The following is a 17,257-nucleotide window of genomic DNA, read 5'->3' on the forward strand; positions in this document are numbered from 1 at the left end:
GTGACAGTCTCCTAAGTTTTCAATTCGACATTTTCAGCGTGTAATACCAAACGGTTTTGACCATTTCGACTCTGTTGAAGAGCGATAAAGCCTTGCACTTCGATATCCACACCAATTTTCAGTTTATCTGTAACGCTTTCAAAGCGTTCGCCACTCAAAATCACTTGCATCTGACAGTATACGTTTCGAAGCATCTCTGCTTCATAACACTGAGATTTGTGTTCCAACATGATCACACTATGCGCGATACCTGATGGGCTATGAAAGCTTCTAGAACGCGTAATGGTTCCCGATAACACCAAATGGTTTGTGGCCACAAAAAAACTTACTCAGCTGTTTTTTCAGCGGCTTCTGTAACTTCTTCAGTTGCTTCAGCTGGCGCACTACGACGCTCGCCTTCGCTAGCACGGCGTGAATCACGCTCGTCTTTAGCTTTAGCCATTGGAGATGCTTCAGTGATAGCAGCTTTAGTACGCATAACCATGTTACGCAGTACAGCGTCGTTGAAACGGAAAGCTGTCTCAAGTTCTTCAACCGACTCAGCAGTTGCTTCTACGTTCATAAGAACATAGTGAGCTTTATGCAGTTCGATTATTGGGTAAGCCAGTTGACGACGGCCCCAATCTTCTAAACGATGGATTTGACCGCCAGCTTGGGTAAGAATACCCGTGTAACGCTCAATCATGCCAGGTACTTGTTCACTCTGATCAGGGTGAACCAAAAATACGATCTCATAATGACGCATTTTTTGCTCCTTACGGTTATCTAGCCTCGTTGTTGGCTCAGTCAGACCAAATAGAGGCAAGGAACTAATTAAAGTGACTGATTTAAGCCGCGGAATAATACATAAGAAATCAAACCAACTCAAGCTAAATCGTTTATATAATCACTTTACCCATTAGCGGCATTGTAGGTATGATGTTGGCTCGCCAAAATAGATCCTCACCACATTAAAAAACAATAGTAAGAATAAGAATAATGTTTAGAGCTATCGCAGTACTATTTTTAACTTTCCCCATGACAGCTTGGGCCTTAGTACCACCTGATTATCAAGAGCCGCCAAGCGACTTCACCGCTGAGATTGAAGCAGGCTTTCAGCTCAATACAGGTAACACAGATTCGAGCAGCTTTAACGGTCGCACTAAACTGGTGTACGACACTAAGCAAACTAAGCAGGAAGCGACCTTTAAAGCGTACTTCGCCTCAGATGATGAGAAGACCACATCCGAGAAGTACGATATTCAGCTACAGTCTAACTACAAGTTACAGAGTGACTGGGGCGGCTATGTTTTTGGCCGAGGTGACTTCACCTCTGACAGATTTGGTAGTTACACTCAAATATCCACGGTATCGACCGGTTACGGTTTCGATGCCATTTCAGATATCGATACTAAGCTCAGCTTAGAGATAGGCCCAGGTTATCGATATAATATGCCCATAGAAACAGAAGCTGAGCCAGACCCTGAAGCCAATGCCGATGTGATCATACGTACCGCAATAAAGTTCGAGCAGAAACTGCAAGAGTACACTAGCTTAAATGCCGATCTGACCGCCGAAGCAGGTGAAGACAACAGTACATTAACTCTCGATATGAACTACAAGAATACGCTTTTCCAAGACTGGGCATTTAAGATAGGCGTTAACGTCAAGTACACAGATGTAGTGCCAGAGGGCACTAAGCAGACAGATACCATCACCACATTTAACTTACTCTACACCTTCCAATAAGCTGTAAAATCTAAGTAAAAAAATGCCATTAGATAATGAAATCTAATGGCATTGTTATCCAGTAAAACTACACTAATCAGCCTTTTGATTCGGCCAAATCAAGTCATTACTTTTTCTCTAAACGCTTTTTAAGGTTAAGTGCAGCATCGGCCGCCAATAAGCGCATAAACTCAGAGCCATTACTCTGCTCACCCTGTCCACCACCTATCATGATCTCAGGCACCAAACGGCTATTGCCTAAGCTATTAAACAGCGCAGTCTGAATTTTTATCTCAGCCTTTAATGTTTCATCGAACACATATTTAGGATCCAGTGCAGCAGACTTCGCACGTTGACGCGCTTCAGCGAGTACATCCATCCCCATCGCTTCGAGGCGCTGCTGCTTAAGGATCTCGGCTTGCTCTAACGCTAATTGCGCTTTTACTTCAACACGTTGCTGGGCCGAGATAATCGCATTAGCCTTAACCCTCTCAGCATCGATCTGCTCCTTAATCTTCAGCTTTTCAGATTCTGCTCTCTGCTTAGCGATAGCCTGCTCACCCAGTGCCACTTCAGTGCGCGCTTGCTGCTCAGCCTTCTTCAGATTTTGCCTTGCCAGCGCTTCATCTGCTGCAGCTTGTTTTTGCGCTTCAAGCCTAGAGTTCACTTTACTCTCGTAGTCGATATCGATAATACTCGCATCAACAACTGTGATCCCATAAGCTCCTAAAATCGGTGCATTACGTAGCTTCTTGCCGTTGCTGCCCTCTTTTATCTTAATCGTGACACGCTGCTGCTTACTTAGATTACTCAGCTCCTCAGATTTCTCATTGCTACTGGTACCAAATATCTGCTCAGTAACAAAAATACCGTTCACTAGCTGATCGGAGAAATCTTGACTTAGTTGACCATTACCACCTGAGTAGTGCTGCTCAACCGACATCATTCTGGCTGATGCTTTTACATTCTCTGTGGTTGCACGCAGTAGCAGGTTCGAAACTAATGTTTCTTGTGAGCCAAACTCCTCATGAATTTTAAGTAGCCCTCTTAACTGTCCCGACTCAGTAGCAGGCACATTACCTGGTAGCCTAAAGCGAGCCACCCCTCTTGCATCACCAGTCGTTGTATCAAGAAAGCGGATAGGAATTAATGGCACCAAGGCACTCGCCTTAGCCGCGCTATTACCCGTAAAGTTAATCGAGATAACCTTGTTATAAGCTGAAACAGTACCAAAGGCTTTAAAATAGGGGCCAGCCTGATTAATCACAGTGAGGTTACCGGTAAACGCCGATTGATGAACCAATCGTTCATCGGCTTCATTCCACGCGATCATCTGCGAAATTAAGGTCGCAATCACGACTAATACGGTAACAAATGCCGAAATTAAGATGATATTGCGACGGCCAATTCGCCTTACTAAGCTTCCTTTAGTCTCTTGCACTTGACTCTCCATGTGTACTGCTCTCCAGATTTAATTTCTTTTTGACAAAATAGATGATCTCTTCTTCGCTCAAGTGAGCGCAGAAACTGCCGGACCTATGTAGGTCGATAAAGGTCGCCAGTATGTCCTCTTTACTTTGTGCTGTTTTATCTTCATTTTCTTGATGTTGATTCTTCTCGATAAGTTGCGTGATTAACTCATCAACAACCGTATCTTCATCAAATAACACATTATACTCTTTCGCCCTCTTTACCCGACCGCTATGCATATTGCGGTAGATAACATAAAGCGCGGCGCACAAGATAATAATGAGTACACTTAACCCTGTAATATAAAAAAACATAATGTCTACTTATGGTGTTTTGAATATTTGGTGTTGCCGAACAGCGCTACATTAACGCACATATGTTACGACAAACACCATTTTACAGGTTTAAAATGTAAAAAACAGGTTGTAACTGGTATACCCTACTGATTAACAATGGAAATCAATATCTCCATCAGCCGACTGGAGTTTAAGGGGAGAGGATGTTGCCCTATCTAACAAATTTAATGACTTGTCAGATAACAAGTTTCAAGTATCTTTTTAAGTTTGTTTCATTGAGCGAACTTGATACCTAGTTCGTTTACCAAGGCTCAATTCTTCATTGATGTTTATCGCCTGCAGCGTGCAAAGGTGCTCCATGCACGGCAAGTGATAGCTCACAATAAAGGTGAGACCTTCAACAGTCTTATGCAATTCTAAGTCAGATCATGGTTTCAACCGAAAGCAATCACTCACCATAGATCCTGAGACAAGTTCAGGATAACGGATGAAGAGAACTAACACAGTATTAGCTAAAGGGGTCATAGCGTATTAGCTGATGGTAAAATCAAAGAGGTAACCTTCTTGGAAATCAACCAGTGTAGATGCAGCTGCGAGCTTCGATTTCAGGGATGAAATCGCAGAGCGTATAGGGATATATTTACAGCGGCTCGCTGAAGTATCTACACATTAGCACGCTGCAGGCGATTAATACCAATATGGGCACGGCATCCAATCCACCATCAAGTAACTAATAACCAGACACAAAAATGCCGATGAGGACTACTCCACATCGGCACTCAATAACGCTAACTAACACCTAACGAGCTTGCCAAAACCGAATTAACCTAGTCGAATTCGCGACTATAAACGCTGGCGTACAGCCTCAAACAAACAGATACCTGTTGCAACCGAAACGTTCAAGCTTGAAACAGATCCAGCCATAGGGATAGAGGCAATCGAGTCGCAGCTCTCACGTGTTAAGCGGCGTAGGCCTTTATCTTCTGCGCCCATTGCAATCGCCAGTGGGCCCTTAAGATCTGTCTTGTATAGGTCACTATCCGCTTCACCAGCGGCACCCACTATCCACACACCTTTCTCTTGTAAACTCTTCATGGTGCGCGCTAAATTGGTCACCTGAAACAGGGGCACCACTTCTGCAGCACCACAGGCGACTTTACTCACTGTTGGTGTTAAACCTACTGAGTTATCACGTGGCACGATAACGCCGTGCACACCTGCGGCATCAGCATTACGTAGGCATGCGCCTAAGTTATGTGGGTCTGTCACACCATCAAGAATCAAAAAAAACGGCGTTTCTGTCTTCTCAACTAATGAAAGTAGATCGTTGTCATTAAGTTGTTTCACCGCTTTTACACGGGCTAAAACCCCTTGGTGTTGACCACTGTCTGATTTGTCATCCAATACTTTACGTGCAGCTTTTTGTACGGAAATACCATACTCGGCAGCCATCTGAAGAAGTGATGCCAGACGTTGATCATCACGACCCGCCTGCACCCACATCTCGATAACTCTTTCAGGGCTATGCTTTAGTACTGCTTCAACAGCGTGGATCCCGAAGGTGATATCTTGTTTTTTCATCTAATACTGTCTCTACTCTACGACTTACTGACTTTAGCTTTGCGCTTAGCCGAACTCTTTTTCGTTGAAGACTTTTTCGCCTTCGACTTCTTAGCTGCTGACTTTGCTTTACCTGCAGAGCTTTTGGCTCCACCGCTTTTATCTGTTTTAAAGCTCTTTTCACCCGTGGCTTTAGCAGCACCAGACTTTGAGCGCGAACCGCGACGTTTAGGCTTATCACTCTTATCCGCCTTGGCGAGTTTTGCTCCCTCGGCATTTACACGCTCTCGTGCAGTCATCGGCTTCTTACCACGATTTGGGCGTTTTGATCTGCCCTCTTCGCCCGCCATCATCAGATCAATTTGACGATCATCAAGATTAACGCCTGCGACCTTAACCGTGACAGAATCGCCCAGTTGATAGGTTTGGCCTGAAGCCTCGCCCACAAGGCGCTGACGCATATTATCATATTGATAGTAATCGCTGCCTAGACTTGAGATATGCACTAAGCCATCGATAAACAGCTTATCGAGACGAACGAACATGCCAAAGTGAGTCACGGAAGCGATGACAGCCTCGAACGTATCACCAACATGATCGCGCATAAATTCACACTTAAGCCAGTCGCTCACATCACGAGTCGCTTCATCGGCGCGGCGCTCAGTGGTTGAACACTCTTCGCCTAACAGATCTAACTCCTCAATCTGATAGTTGTAGCCACCATCTGGCGTCCACTTCTCTTTGGCTTCTCCACGCTCTTTCGCCAGCAGATAACGGATCACTCGGTGTAAAATAAGATCCGGGTAACGGCGAATAGGCGATGTAAAGTGGGAGTATGCTTCAAGTGCTAAACCAAAGTGCCCCTCGTTATCTGGGGTATAGGTCGCCTGCTTCATAGAGCGAAGCAACATGATCTGAATAAGCTCAGCATCTGGCCTGTCAGCAACTTGCTCCATAATCGCTTGATAGTCTTTAGGAGTTGGCTCTAAGCCTCCCTCCATCGTCAAACCACGCTCTTTAAGGAAATCCTTGAAGTTAGTTAACTTCTGCTCAGAGGGCGATTCATGTACACGGTAAAGTACTTCGCCTTTGTGCTTCTTAACAAACTTCACCGAGGCAACGTTAGCCAAGATCATACACTCTTCGATGATCTTATGGGCTTGGTTACGGTTACTCGGTACTATGCTGTCTATCTTACGATCTGCATTAAAGACAAACTTGGTCTCAGTGGTTTCAAAGGCGATAGCACCACGCTCAGCACGGGTCTCATCTAAGGTTAAGTACAGAGATTGCAAGGTCTGCAGATGCGGGAAGATAGGCTTAAGCTTGTCACTGACCTCTCCTCCCTCAAGCATATCGGCAACTTGAGTGTAAGTAAGGCGTGCATGTGAGTGCATCACTGCTGGATAAAACTTATAACCTGACAGTTTACCCGCTGCAGAGATAGTCATCTCGGCCACCATACAGAGACGATCAACTTCTGGCATTAATGAACATAGTCCATTAGAGATCTTCTCCGGCAGCATTGGGATCACTTGCGATGGGAAGTAGACAGAGTTACCACGACTACGCGCTTCTCTATCCAGTGCAGATTCGGTGCGAACGTAATGGCTCACATCGGCAATCGCCACCCATAAACGCCAGCCGCCACTCTTTTTCTTCTCCGCGTAAACCGCATCATCGAAATCTCGAGCGTCTTCACCATCTATGGTAACTAATGGTAGTTGACGAAGATCGACGCGACCTTTTTTATCATCTTCAGTCACTTCATCGGGAATAGCACGCAGCTTCTTCTCAATCAGACCAGACCATTTATGGGGTAGATCGTAGTTACGCAGCGCGATCTCAATCTCCATACCTGGCGCCATCTGTTGTCCAAGCACTTCTGTCACCTTACCCGCAGCTTTTACATAGCGTCCAGGGCGACGAGTCAGTTCAAGTACAACAATATCTCCCTGACGGGCACCAAGGCGGTCCTCATCAGGAATTAATATCTCTTGAGTAATGCGTTTGTCATCGGCAATAACAAATGCCATGCCAGAATCCATATGGAAGCGGCCCACTAATGCAGCGGCTCTTTGCTGAACCAAGCGCACGATTCTGGCTTCGCGACGTCCTTTGCGATCAACACCGGCTTTCTGAGCCAATACCTTATCGCCATGAAAATACATCAGCATGTCACGGTTATTAATAAAGAGGTCATCACCCCCCTCTTCTAGCTTGAGGAAGCCAAAGCCATCTTTATGCCCTATGATGGTTCCAGTTAACAGATCCATTCTTTCTGGCAGGCCATATGCTTGGCCACGGGTAAAGACAAGCTCACCGTCACGCTCCATTGCACGAAGTCGACGTCTTAAGGCTTCAATGTGTTCTTCACTTTCAAGCTTAAGTGCTGCGGCAATGCGTTCACGGTTAAGGGGTGATTTTTCAGAGCGCAGGTAATCTAAAATGTACTCGCGGCTAGGAATTGGGTTTTCGTAATTTTCTTGTTCACGCTTTAAATGCGGATCTTTGATCATTCAATGTCTCAAATTTATGCCCAGAACACTATCTGGGTAATACAAATCAATTTGTATTATTTATCGGGATTTCAGGTGTTGCAGCTTAATCTTCGCAACTATGCTCGGTGGTATTTTCTCTTCGAGCACCTTCAATAATTCGTAGGCTTCTTTCTTGGTCGCCTCATCACTAAATACGTCGTTGTACAGCCAGTGGTATCCCAGCTCAAAATCTCTGTAGCTGCCATACCCTTCACCAAACAGTCTCACTAACAACATACGGGCGGGGAGATCGCCGCTTGCCGCTGCCGGTAACACATAGTGCACGGCGCGCTCTTTATCCTGGAATACAAAGGTACCATGATAATAATATTCAGCAATTCTCACCATCGCCTCGGCACTGCCTTGAGCCACTGAATCTCTCAATAGTGCCATCCCTCTAGGAGGGTTTGCTTTTACACAGATGCCATAATTTAACATCTCACCCCAGAGATATTGATAGAGCGGCTGTTTTAGCACTTCGGCTCTTGCTTCAATATCCTGAACTAACTGGCAATCATCCCCTTCAACACGGGTCAGATATTGCTTGCTACGAATAAGTTCAATAAGCTGCTCCTGACTGTAAATATCTACAGCTTGGGTTTCTTCAGCCTGACTAGACAAAGGCGCCAGCAGCATCAAGATCATTATCGATGCTGAGCGTGGCAAACTTGCTATAAAACCTATCGATGCTTTTAAAAACATGGCTTTTCTCACAAAATATTTATCAGTGTAAGTAGCGATGAGACACAACACTCAAGGTGTTAAATGTGTTGTCTCATCCATACTTACTCTCCCTATCCATAATAGCTCATCGGCAATATGGTTTTTTTCTTAAGGCTTGCGATACCCAAGTGACTTAAAAGTGCACCTCCTTAAAATAAAAAGGCCGCTTAACGCGGCCTCTATACATTAACTAAACGGATTCACTAGAATCATGGTCTCGTTTCTGTCGGGACCCGTTGAGATAATATCGATTGGCGTATCAAGTAACTCTTCTAGACGCTTGATGTAGTTTAGCGCTGCTTGTGGCAGTTGCTCTACAGATGTTGCGCCGAAAGTGTTCTCACTCCAGCCAGGCATAGTTTCAAGTACTGGAGTAACCTGCTCGTAGCCTTCAGCTGCAAGTGGAGTCACAGTAGCAACACTGCCATCTGGGTATTGGTAACCCACACAGATCTTAACCTCTTCAAGACCATCTAGCACATCTAGTTTGGTCAAGCAGAAACCGCTAATGCTGTTGATCTGTACTGCACGCTTCATGGCAACAACGTCTAACCAACCTGGACGACGCTTACGACCAGTAGTTGCACCAAACTCGTGACCTTTAGTACCTAAGTGATCACCAATTTCACATTGAAGTTCAGTTGGGAATGGACCAGCACCAACACGCGTGGTGTAGGCTTTCATGATACCCAAAACATAATCAAGGTGACGTGGGCCGAATCCAGAACCTGTCGCAACACCACCTGCGGTAGTGTTTGAAGAGGTTACAAATGGATAAGTACCATGGTCGATATCAAGCAGTGTACCTTGAGCACCTTCAAATAGAATTGGCTCACCAGCTTTACGCGCCTGATCAAGAAGCTCAGTTACGTCAACACACATGCTCTTCAAGTAGTCAGCAATCGCAAGCGCATCTTTCAATGTCTCTTCATAATCGACTGCTTCACACTTGTAGTATTCAGTCAGCATAAAGTTGTGATAAGCCATCACCTCTTTTAGCTTCTCTGCAAACAGCTCTGCATCAAACAGATCGCCAACACGAAGACCGCGGCGTGAAACCTTGTCTTCATAAGCAGGACCAATACCACGACCCGTTGTACCGATAGCATTATTACCGCGCGCTTTTTCACGAGCAATATCTAGAGCACAATGGAATGGAAGGATGAGTGGACATGCTTCAGAGATAAGTAGACGCTCCTCAACAGGAACTCCACGCTCTTTAAGCATTTTGATCTCAGTCATCAGCGCGTCTGGTGCAAGCACCACACCGTTACCAATAATGCATTTTACATTATCGCGTAAGATCCCTGATGGAATAAGATGGAGAACGGTTTTTTCGCCATCGATCACAAGTGTGTGACCAGCGTTGTGGCCACCTTGATATCGAACGACATATTTTGACTGTTCGGTAAGAAGATCGACTATCTTACCCTTTCCTTCGTCACCCCATTGGGTGCCGAGAACTACGACGTTTTTGCCCATTATTTGCTGCACGGTAGTGGTTAAAACGGGATTTTAGCAGATCTATAGGGGCGGTAGGCAAGCCCTTTATGAAAAAATAATCAACAAAACGACACCTGCAGTGACTAAAGCACCACCTAATCGTTGCAGAAGTTGCTGATTTTGGTTAGAAATTTCCTTTAAATACGCCTTCCATCGATTGGGAAATAAAAATGGTCCAATTCCCTCAATAATGAGCACAATTCCCAACGCAAGCATGATTAGCTGTAGAGACATAATTTAGAATTCCGGGTAGCGTACAGTCATTAAGTTTAGATTAAGAAAACAGCAGGTTTTACATGTCGACATTATACAGAATACATAATCTGTCGGCATAAATTTCAGGTAATAAAAAACCCAGCATAAGCTGGGTTTTTTGTATTCTGAAAGCGAAAAATTAACGCTTAGAGAATTGTGGCTTACGACGTGCTTTGCGTAGACCAACTTTCTTACGCTCAACTTTACGAGCATCACGGGTAACGAAACCAGCGGCACGTAGAGAAGGACGTAGAGACTCATCAAGTTCCATCAACGCACGAGTAATACCGTGACGAATAGCACCTGCTTGGCCAGTGTTACCACCACCCTTAACAGTTACAAAGATGTCTAACTTGTCAGTCATTTCAACTAGCTCAAGTGGCTGACGAACAACCATACGAGAAGTTTCACGACCAAAATATTGATCTAGAGGAAGTTGGTTAACAACGATGTTACCAGTTCCTACTTTCGCGAATACGCGAGCTGTAGATGTTTTGCGACGGCCTGTGCCGTAGTACTGAGTTGCAGCCATTAGCTTAATCCCGTTTAGATATCAAGAACTTGAGGTTGTTGTGCAGCGTGGTTATGTTCTGTACCAGCGTAAACTTTAAGTTTACGGAACATGGCACGTCCTAAAGGACCTTTAGGTAACATACCCTTAACTGCTTTCTCGATAATCATTTCAGGCTTATGATCTTGCAGCTTTTCAAAAGTGATTTGCTTAATACCACCGATGAAACCCGAATGCGAGTAGTACACTTTGCCTTTCGCTTTATTACCAGTGACAGCAACTTTCTCAGCGTTAATAACGATGATGTAATCGCCGGTATCAACATGAGGTGTATACTCTGGCTTATGCTTACCACGTAGACGTGTAGCAATTTCAGTAGCGATACGACCTAAAGTTTTACCTTCAGCGTCAACGACAAACCACTCGCGAGTGACTGTCTCTGGTGTAGCAGTAAAAGTAGTCTTCATTTACAAAAACCCAATGTTAAAATTCTGTCTCAAATGTTTTCACCATCATTGGTAAAAAACACAAATAGTGCCATTCCCCGCCCCTTCGAGCAAAGAATTAGGCTTTACAACTTCCGTCATATCGACGGAGTAACGAGGGCAGGTGGCGGATTATAGACAAAGCTGAGCTAAAAATCACCTAATTTTTACAATCTAGGTAAATTAATTCTTCGTTAATGGCCCTCTCGCCAATATGAGTTGCTAACCGTCTCTTTTGTCAGGCTATGGCAGGTGCTCTAACGCGAGATAATCATGGGATTGCATCTCGGTTAAACGAGAGCGGCAGCGCCTAAACTCAAAGGTCAATAGACCTTGAGTATAGATCTCCTCTAAAGAGACCTCGGCCGATAGGATCAGTTTGACGTTTCGTTCATAAAACTCATCCACCATAGCTAAGAATCGCCGTGCGATATCATCTCCAGTGGATTTATCACCCATCTGCTCAACCCCACTGAGCAACACTGTGTGGTATAAACAGGCCAGCTCCATATAGTCGCGTTGACTTCTGGGTCCATCACATAGATCCCTAAAGTCGATAAGCAATACGCCTTGAGCCTGCTGTCTTATCCCTATGTTACGACCATCGATATCGATATCACTCCTTGATATCTCTGACTCGGGAGCCAACTTTTCAAAATAGCTCAGTAGATTCTTATCCGCTTGGGTATCTAGAGGGTAATGATAGATCTCCGCTTGCTCTAACGTACGTAAACGGTAGTCGATACCTGAGTCGACATTTAAGATTTGGCAATGCTTATTAATAAGTGCAATTGCAGGCAGAAAACGCGCCCGTTGTAGGCCATTACGGTAAAGCTCATCTGGAATAATATTTGAGGTAGCAACCAGTGCAACTCCCTCTTTAAACAGGGCTTGAAATAGTGTCCCCAACAACATGGCATCAGTAATATCTGAGACAAAAAACTCATCAAAACAGATCACTTGGTATTTATCCGCCATCTGCTTAGCAATAATGAGCAGAGGATCCCGTTGCCCCTTTAGATTATCAAGATCGACATGGACTTGATGCATAAAACGGTGAAAGTGCGCCCTAAGCTTCTTATCACCTGGCAGTGAGTCATAGAAGGTATCCATCAGATAGGTCTTACCGCGCCCCACCCCGCCCCACAGGTATAATCCCTGAACCGTTTGCTCTTTTGCCCCAAGAAAAGAGAACAGTTGACGAAAACCCGTTGGCTTACTGTTAGCAACTTGGATCTCATCATAAACACGCTGCAGGCTTTTTACGGCTTGCTCTTGCGCACTATCGTGGGAAAAGTCATCTCGGGTCAGATCTTGCTGATAATGTTGCCATGGTGTTGGTTGGGGCACGTCGATTGATCTCTTCTATCCTTAAAATTCATCTAAATGGTACCATGCTAAGAATAGTCAATGTTACTATTGTTTTAATCATCACTGTCGATGATTTATATAGAGGATTCATATATGGAATGGCCATTAGTTGTTGCCACTTTTGTACTGGGCATTGTTTTAGGTTATGTGATCAGAACCATTTTCGCGAAAAATCACGAATCCAACGATAAAGATGAGGCCCTTGAACAAACTCGCTTAGAACTAAGTCAACATAAGCAAGAGGTGACAGATCATTTTGAGGATCACTACCAGCAGCTTGCTGAACTGACCGAGCAGCTTAATAAAGTCAATAAAAAGTGGAATGAAGCCGCAAATACTTTAGCGCCTAAAAACAGCGTTAAACCACTGGCCACACTCACAAGTGACAAAGCGGAACACTCAAAACAGCAAGATCAAGCAAACGAACTCGACAGCCAAGACGTCATCATAGTGAACCCAAATAATTAACCTTTGTTAATAAAGGTGAACTTTCATTACATCTCTTAGGTCGGACTCTGTAACAATTGATTTGTGATCACTTCTTGAAAAAATACAGGTAATCCCTAATATCCATTAGTGATCATATTTCCATATCCGACATTGGAGCCATGAATTGATGAAAACGAAATTAAGCTTACTCTCTGCCGCATTACTAACGGCATCCCTAACCTTAACGCCAGCGATAAGCCAAGCCGCTATCCCTATGGCTGTTAATGGCGAGTCAATTCCAAGCCTCGCGCCTATGCTTGAGCGTACAACTCCTGCGGTCGTCGCCGTTGCTGTTGAAGGCACCCATGTATCTAAGCAGAAACTTCCCGATGCTTTTCGCTATTTCTTCGGCCCTAATGCACCACAAGAGCAGGTGCAAGAGCGCCCATTTAGAGGCTTAGGCTCAGGCGTGATAATCGATGCTAATAAGGGCTATATCGTCACGAATAACCATGTGATTGATGGCGCGGATGAGATCTTAATCGGCCTGCATGACGGTCGTGAGGTTGAAGCAAAACTGATTGGTGCCGACGCTGAATCTGATATTGCACTGCTGCAGATAAAGGCTAAAAACTTAGTGGCGGTGAAGCGTGCCGATTCTGATGAGCTTAAAGTAGGTGACTTTGCTGTCGCTATCGGTAACCCCTTTGGCTTAGGTCAGACGGTCACATCAGGTATTGTCAGTGCAATGGGCCGCAGTGGTCTGGGCATAGAGATGCTTGAAAACTTTATTCAAACCGACGCAGCTATCAATAGTGGTAACTCTGGTGGCGCACTCGTCAACCTTAATGGCGACCTTATCGGTATCAACACAGCCATTGTTGCGCCTGGAGGCGGTAACGTAGGTATTGGATTTGCTATCCCAGCTAACATGGTCAACAACTTAGTCGATCAGATCATTGAACATGGCGAAGTACGCCGCGGCGTATTAGGCGTATCGGGCAGAGATCTCACCAGCGAACTTGCTCAAGCCTTCGGTCTCGATACCCAACATGGCGGGTTTGTCGATCAGGTGATGGAAGACAGCGCCGCTGAAGATGCAGGTATCAAAGCCGGCGACATTATCGTTAGTGTAAACGGACGCAAGATCAAAAGCTTCCAGGAGCTTCGAGCAAAAGTCGCCACGATGGGCGCTGGTGCTAAAGTCAAATTTGGCTTAATCCGCGATGGTGACTCCAAAACAGTATCGGCCACATTAGGTGAAGCGAGCCAAACCACAGAAGCTTCGGCAGGCGCTGTTCATCCTATGCTCGCAGGAGCTGCACTGGAAAATGGAGATGATGGTGTCGAAATCACCGATATTGCCCAAAATTCACCAGCCGCAGCTAGCGGGCTGCGTAAAGGAGACGTCATTGTCGGCGTAAACCGCAGCTCAATAGATGATCTCAATTCACTTAAAGCTAAGCTAAAGGAGCAGCAAGGTACGGTGGCGCTTAAGATACAAAGGGGCCACAGTAGCCTTTTCTTAGTACTCAGATAAAGCGATAACTCTCTCATGGCTAACCTCTTGTGTTAGCCATGATGAATAGATGAGGGGGATATCATTCCTCTCATGCTTATTCACAGCAATCGTGTTAATCTAATTCAAATTTTGCTTAACTCTCTCAAATATGGCTATAAAAGACACACTCTTATACGTCGGTAAGGCAGTTACGTTCGGCCTAATTATGGCGGCTGTCTTTCTGTTTGTTACCCCGCTTCTCACCGATAACGGCTCTTCAAATCTATTTTTTCAAAAACGTGGTGATAATGGCTTTGAGCTCTCATTCTCTAAAGCTGTTCGGCGCGCAGCGCCAGCAGTAGTCAACATCTATAGCTTAAGCGTTAATCGCAATCAGCCACTCAACTCAGGCTCACTTCAAGGGCTTGGGTCAGGTGTTATCATGAGTAAAGAGGGCTATATTTTGACTAACTATCATGTTGTCAAAAAAGCCGATGAGATTGTTGTAGCGCTTCAGGATGGACGTAAATTTACCTCTGAAGTTGTCGGTTCAGATCCTGTCACCGACCTTGCCGTATTAAAAGTTGAGGGTGACACCCTTCCAATAGTACCGATTAACTTAGGTGTACCAGCTCAGGTTGGCGATGTGGTGTTAGCGATAGGCAACCCATACAACTTAGGACAAACCATTACCCAAGGCATTATCAGTGCAACGGGACGAAACGGTTTAAGCTCTGGCTATTTAGACTTTTTACAAACCGATGCCGCCATTAATGCCGGTAACTCAGGTGGAGCACTTATCGACACCAGTGGCCAGCTTATAGGTATCAATACTGCCGCTTTCCAGATTGGCGGAGAGGGAGGCGGACATGGAATTAACTTTGCTATCCCCATCAAGCTCGCCCACAGTATTATGGGGAAACTGATTAAAGATGGTCGAGTTATTCGTGGTGCTCTGGGAATAACTGGTGAACCTGTTGGTCCTGTTATCGCCCAGATCCTTAATCTACCAGATCTAACTGGTGTGGTGATAACCGGCGTTGATCCCCATGGTCCAGCGGCTCAAGCTCAGCTGCAAGCTAGAGATGTGATCACAAAGTTTGAGGGCGAAGCGGTTCCTGGCGTCGAGATGTTGATGGATAGAATTGCTGAATCTACACCGAATAAACAGGTCACCATGACCATTATTCGTAAAGGAAAGGTATACGATGTACCTGTCACCATTGGTGAAAATGTCGTTGAAGAGACTGAATAGTTGATATAACTTTATCGGCATAACAAAATAAGAAAAGGCCTGCATCATGCAGGCCTTTCCGTGTCAATAATCACGACCAGAACGGTTAACTCACGCGAACAACCTGTCCACCTAAGCCTTTGAACTTATCTTCGATATGTTCATAGCCACGATCTAGGTGATAGATACGATCAACAATCGTTGTTCCCTCTGCAACTAGGCCCGCAATGACTAAGCTTGCAGACGCTCTCAGATCTGTTGCCATCACCTGAGCACCGTTGAGTCTCTCTATACCCTGAATAATGCAGGTATTGCCCTCAAGCTCCATATTTGCCCCCATACGGATAAGCTCAGGCACGTGCATAAAGCGGTTCTCAAAAATAGTCTCTGTAATCGTTGAGGTTCCCTCAGCTAACACGTTCAACAAGCAAAACTGTGCCTGCATATCGGTAGGAAAACCTGGATAAGGTACAGTCTTAATATTGACAGCCTTTGGACGTTTACCTTGCATATCAAGCTCAATCCAATCACTACCTGTAGTAATGGTTGCGCCCGCATCTTCAAGTTTAGCCAAAACAGCTTCAAGAGTTGATGGATCAGCATCGACACAGCGTATCTTGCCGCGAGTCACAGCAGCAGCAATTAAAAAGCTGCCAGTTTCGATTCTGTCAGGCATCACTCGATAGTGACATCCATTAAGAGATTCAACACCCTGAATACGGATAGAATCGGTGCCTGCACCTTCAATTTTTGCGCCCATAGCGATCAAGCAGTTAGCCAGATCGATAACTTCAGGTTCACGAGCCGCATTTTCAATAATGGTCTCACCGTCGGCAAGCGTCGCAGCCATCAGCAAGTTTTCAGTAGCGCCAACGCTCACCATATCCATAAAAATATGAGCGCCTTTAAGACGACCATCAACTCGCGCCTTAATGTAACCCTCTTCAACTTCGATTTTAGCGCCCATCTGCTCTAGACCGTGAAGATGAAGATTCACCGGGCGGGCACCGATCGCGCAGCCACCAGGCAAAGACACATCAGCAGTACCAAATCGTGCCAACAAAGGCCCTAAGATAAGGATCGACGCTCTCATGGTTTTAACTAAATCATAAGGCGCGCAAAAATGATCGAGTGAACTGGTTGAGATACGCACTTCACTATTATCACTGCGGGTCACTTCAGCGCCTAAGCAACGAAGCAGCTCACAGCTGGTATTGACATCTCTAAGGTTCGGAACATTTGTGACCACAAAATCGGTTTCAGCCAATACACCCGCCATCAAAATAGGCAGGGCAGCATTCTTAGCCCCCGAAATAACAACATTCCCGGCAAGTGCTTCACTTGCCTCAATCTTTAATTTATCCACTTTAGCTCTCAGCTTACATGTTAAATACTTTTTCACGCTTCCATTGTGTCGGCGTAAAAGCATTGATCGTTAGTGCATGAAGTTCACCACTGGTGATGCGGTCCATTAACGGCCCATAAATGGTTTGCTGCTGCTTAACACGCCCCATACCTTCGAAACACTCGCCGACGGCAACGATTTTGTAATGGGTTCCAGCTTGGGTCACATGAACTTCATCTAATGAAAGTGCATCCAATAACAGCTGCTCTAGCTCTTTAAGTTTTGCAGCATCGTCGTTAACTTGTTCGGTCTCGTTAGCATTCATGG

At 45.2% G+C, this 17,257-nt stretch carries 18 protein-coding genes; 4 read left to right on the forward strand and 14 right to left on the reverse strand.

Translation table 11 applies throughout. The features are described 5' to 3' along the window. Window positions 1–11 precede the first annotated feature (11 nt). Together priB and rpsF are read right to left on the reverse strand one after the other, a co-directional pair. The gene (gene priB / locus SWOO_RS21600) at window positions 12–317 is read right to left on the reverse strand and encodes a primosomal replication protein N (RefSeq protein ID WP_012326795.1); all 306 of its coding nucleotides are present in this window, start codon (window positions 315–317) and stop codon (window positions 12–14) included. 8 nt (window positions 318–325) lie between these two features. Then, on the reverse strand, window positions 326–745 hold the full coding sequence (rpsF, locus tag SWOO_RS21605) for a 30S ribosomal protein S6 (RefSeq protein ID WP_012326796.1): 420 nt from the start codon (window positions 743–745) through the stop codon (window positions 326–328). Window positions 746–978: 233 nt separating this feature from the next. On the opposite strand from rpsF, the gene SWOO_RS21610 reads away from it, so the two are divergent. Beyond that, window positions 979–1,728: a DUF481 domain-containing protein gene (locus SWOO_RS21610; protein ID WP_012326797.1), complete on the forward strand. Its 750-nt coding sequence runs from the start codon at window positions 979–981 to the stop codon at window positions 1,726–1,728. 106 nt (window positions 1,729–1,834) lie between these two features. On the opposite strand, the gene SWOO_RS21615 is transcribed toward SWOO_RS21610, so the two are convergent. The 10 genes from SWOO_RS21615 to zapE form a co-directional block, all read right to left on the reverse strand. After that, window positions 1,835–3,160, reverse strand: a complete 1,326-nt coding sequence (locus SWOO_RS21615; RefSeq protein WP_012326798.1) for an SPFH domain-containing protein — start codon at window positions 3,158–3,160, stop codon at window positions 1,835–1,837. Continuing rightward, window positions 3,135–3,491, reverse strand: a complete 357-nt coding sequence (locus SWOO_RS21620; RefSeq protein ID WP_012326799.1) for a hypothetical protein — start codon at window positions 3,489–3,491, stop codon at window positions 3,135–3,137. The genes SWOO_RS21615 and SWOO_RS21620 overlap by 26 nt, the downstream gene beginning before the upstream one ends. An 825-nt stretch (window positions 3,492–4,316) precedes the next feature. After that, window positions 4,317–5,054 (reverse strand): 23S rRNA (guanosine(2251)-2'-O)-methyltransferase RlmB, encoded by a 738-nt coding sequence (gene rlmB, locus SWOO_RS21625; RefSeq protein WP_012326800.1) that lies wholly within the window; start codon window positions 5,052–5,054, stop codon window positions 4,317–4,319. A gap of 17 nt (window positions 5,055–5,071) precedes the next feature. Further along, complete coding sequence (gene rnr, locus SWOO_RS21630) at window positions 5,072–7,552, reverse strand: ribonuclease R (protein ID WP_012326801.1); 2,481 nt, start codon at window positions 7,550–7,552, stop codon at window positions 5,072–5,074. Between the two features lie 60 nt (window positions 7,553–7,612). Then, window positions 7,613–8,218 carry a tetratricopeptide repeat protein gene (locus tag SWOO_RS21635; protein WP_041418344.1) on the reverse strand — a complete coding sequence of 202 codons (606 nt, stop codon included), beginning with the start codon at window positions 8,216–8,218 and terminating at the stop codon, window positions 7,613–7,615. Between the two features lie 264 nt (window positions 8,219–8,482). Continuing rightward, window positions 8,483–9,778, reverse strand: coding sequence for an adenylosuccinate synthase (locus SWOO_RS21640; RefSeq protein ID WP_012326803.1), 1,296 nt, complete (start codon window positions 9,776–9,778; stop codon window positions 8,483–8,485). Between the two features lie 66 nt (window positions 9,779–9,844). Beyond that, entirely contained in the window at window positions 9,845–10,033 is a 189-nt protein-coding gene (locus tag SWOO_RS21645; protein WP_012326804.1) for a DUF2065 domain-containing protein, read from the reverse strand. 160 nt (window positions 10,034–10,193) lie between these two features. Beyond that, window positions 10,194–10,586, reverse strand: a complete 393-nt coding sequence (gene rpsI, locus SWOO_RS21650) for a 30S ribosomal protein S9 (RefSeq protein ID WP_012141096.1) — start codon at window positions 10,584–10,586, stop codon at window positions 10,194–10,196. 14 nt (window positions 10,587–10,600) lie between these two features. Beyond that, on the reverse strand, window positions 10,601–11,032 hold the full coding sequence (gene rplM / locus SWOO_RS21655; RefSeq protein WP_012326805.1) for a 50S ribosomal protein L13: 432 nt from the start codon (window positions 11,030–11,032) through the stop codon (window positions 10,601–10,603). Window positions 11,033–11,293: 261 nt separating this feature from the next. Beyond that, entirely contained in the window at window positions 11,294–12,400 is a 1,107-nt protein-coding gene (zapE, locus tag SWOO_RS21660) for a cell division protein ZapE (RefSeq protein ID WP_012326806.1), read from the reverse strand. A 114-nt stretch (window positions 12,401–12,514) separates the two neighbouring features. Here zapE and SWOO_RS21665 point away from each other — a divergent pair, with 114 nt between their 5' ends. The 3 genes from SWOO_RS21665 (at window position 12,515) to degS (ending at window position 15,606) form a co-directional block, all read left to right on the forward strand. After that, window positions 12,515–12,889 carry a ZapG family protein gene (locus SWOO_RS21665; RefSeq protein WP_012326807.1) on the forward strand — a complete coding sequence of 125 codons (375 nt, stop codon included), beginning with the start codon at window positions 12,515–12,517 and terminating at the stop codon, window positions 12,887–12,889. 148 nt (window positions 12,890–13,037) lie between these two features. After that, the gene (degQ, locus tag SWOO_RS21670; protein ID WP_012326808.1) at window positions 13,038–14,390 is read left to right on the forward strand and encodes a Do family serine endopeptidase DegQ; all 1,353 of its coding nucleotides are present in this window, start codon (window positions 13,038–13,040) and stop codon (window positions 14,388–14,390) included. Window positions 14,391–14,520: 130 nt separating this feature from the next. Further along, on the forward strand, window positions 14,521–15,606 hold the full coding sequence (gene degS, locus SWOO_RS21675) for an outer membrane-stress sensor serine endopeptidase DegS (protein ID WP_012326809.1): 1,086 nt from the start codon (window positions 14,521–14,523) through the stop codon (window positions 15,604–15,606). Window positions 15,607–15,691: 85 nt separating this feature from the next. Here the strand turns inward: degS and murA are convergent, their stop codons facing one another. Together murA and SWOO_RS21685 are read right to left on the reverse strand one after the other, a co-directional pair. Further along, the gene (gene murA / locus SWOO_RS21680) at window positions 15,692–16,951 is read right to left on the reverse strand and encodes a UDP-N-acetylglucosamine 1-carboxyvinyltransferase (protein ID WP_012326810.1); all 1,260 of its coding nucleotides are present in this window, start codon (window positions 16,949–16,951) and stop codon (window positions 15,692–15,694) included. A 13-nt stretch (window positions 16,952–16,964) separates the two neighbouring features. Continuing rightward, window positions 16,965–17,255 carry a BolA family protein gene (locus tag SWOO_RS21685; RefSeq protein WP_012326811.1) on the reverse strand — a complete coding sequence of 97 codons (291 nt, stop codon included), beginning with the start codon at window positions 17,253–17,255 and terminating at the stop codon, window positions 16,965–16,967. Window positions 17,256–17,257: the final 2 nt, after the last annotated feature.

This window comes from Shewanella woodyi ATCC 51908 (assembly GCF_000019525.1).
Classification (GTDB): Bacteria; Pseudomonadota; Gammaproteobacteria; order Enterobacterales; family Shewanellaceae; genus Shewanella; species Shewanella woodyi.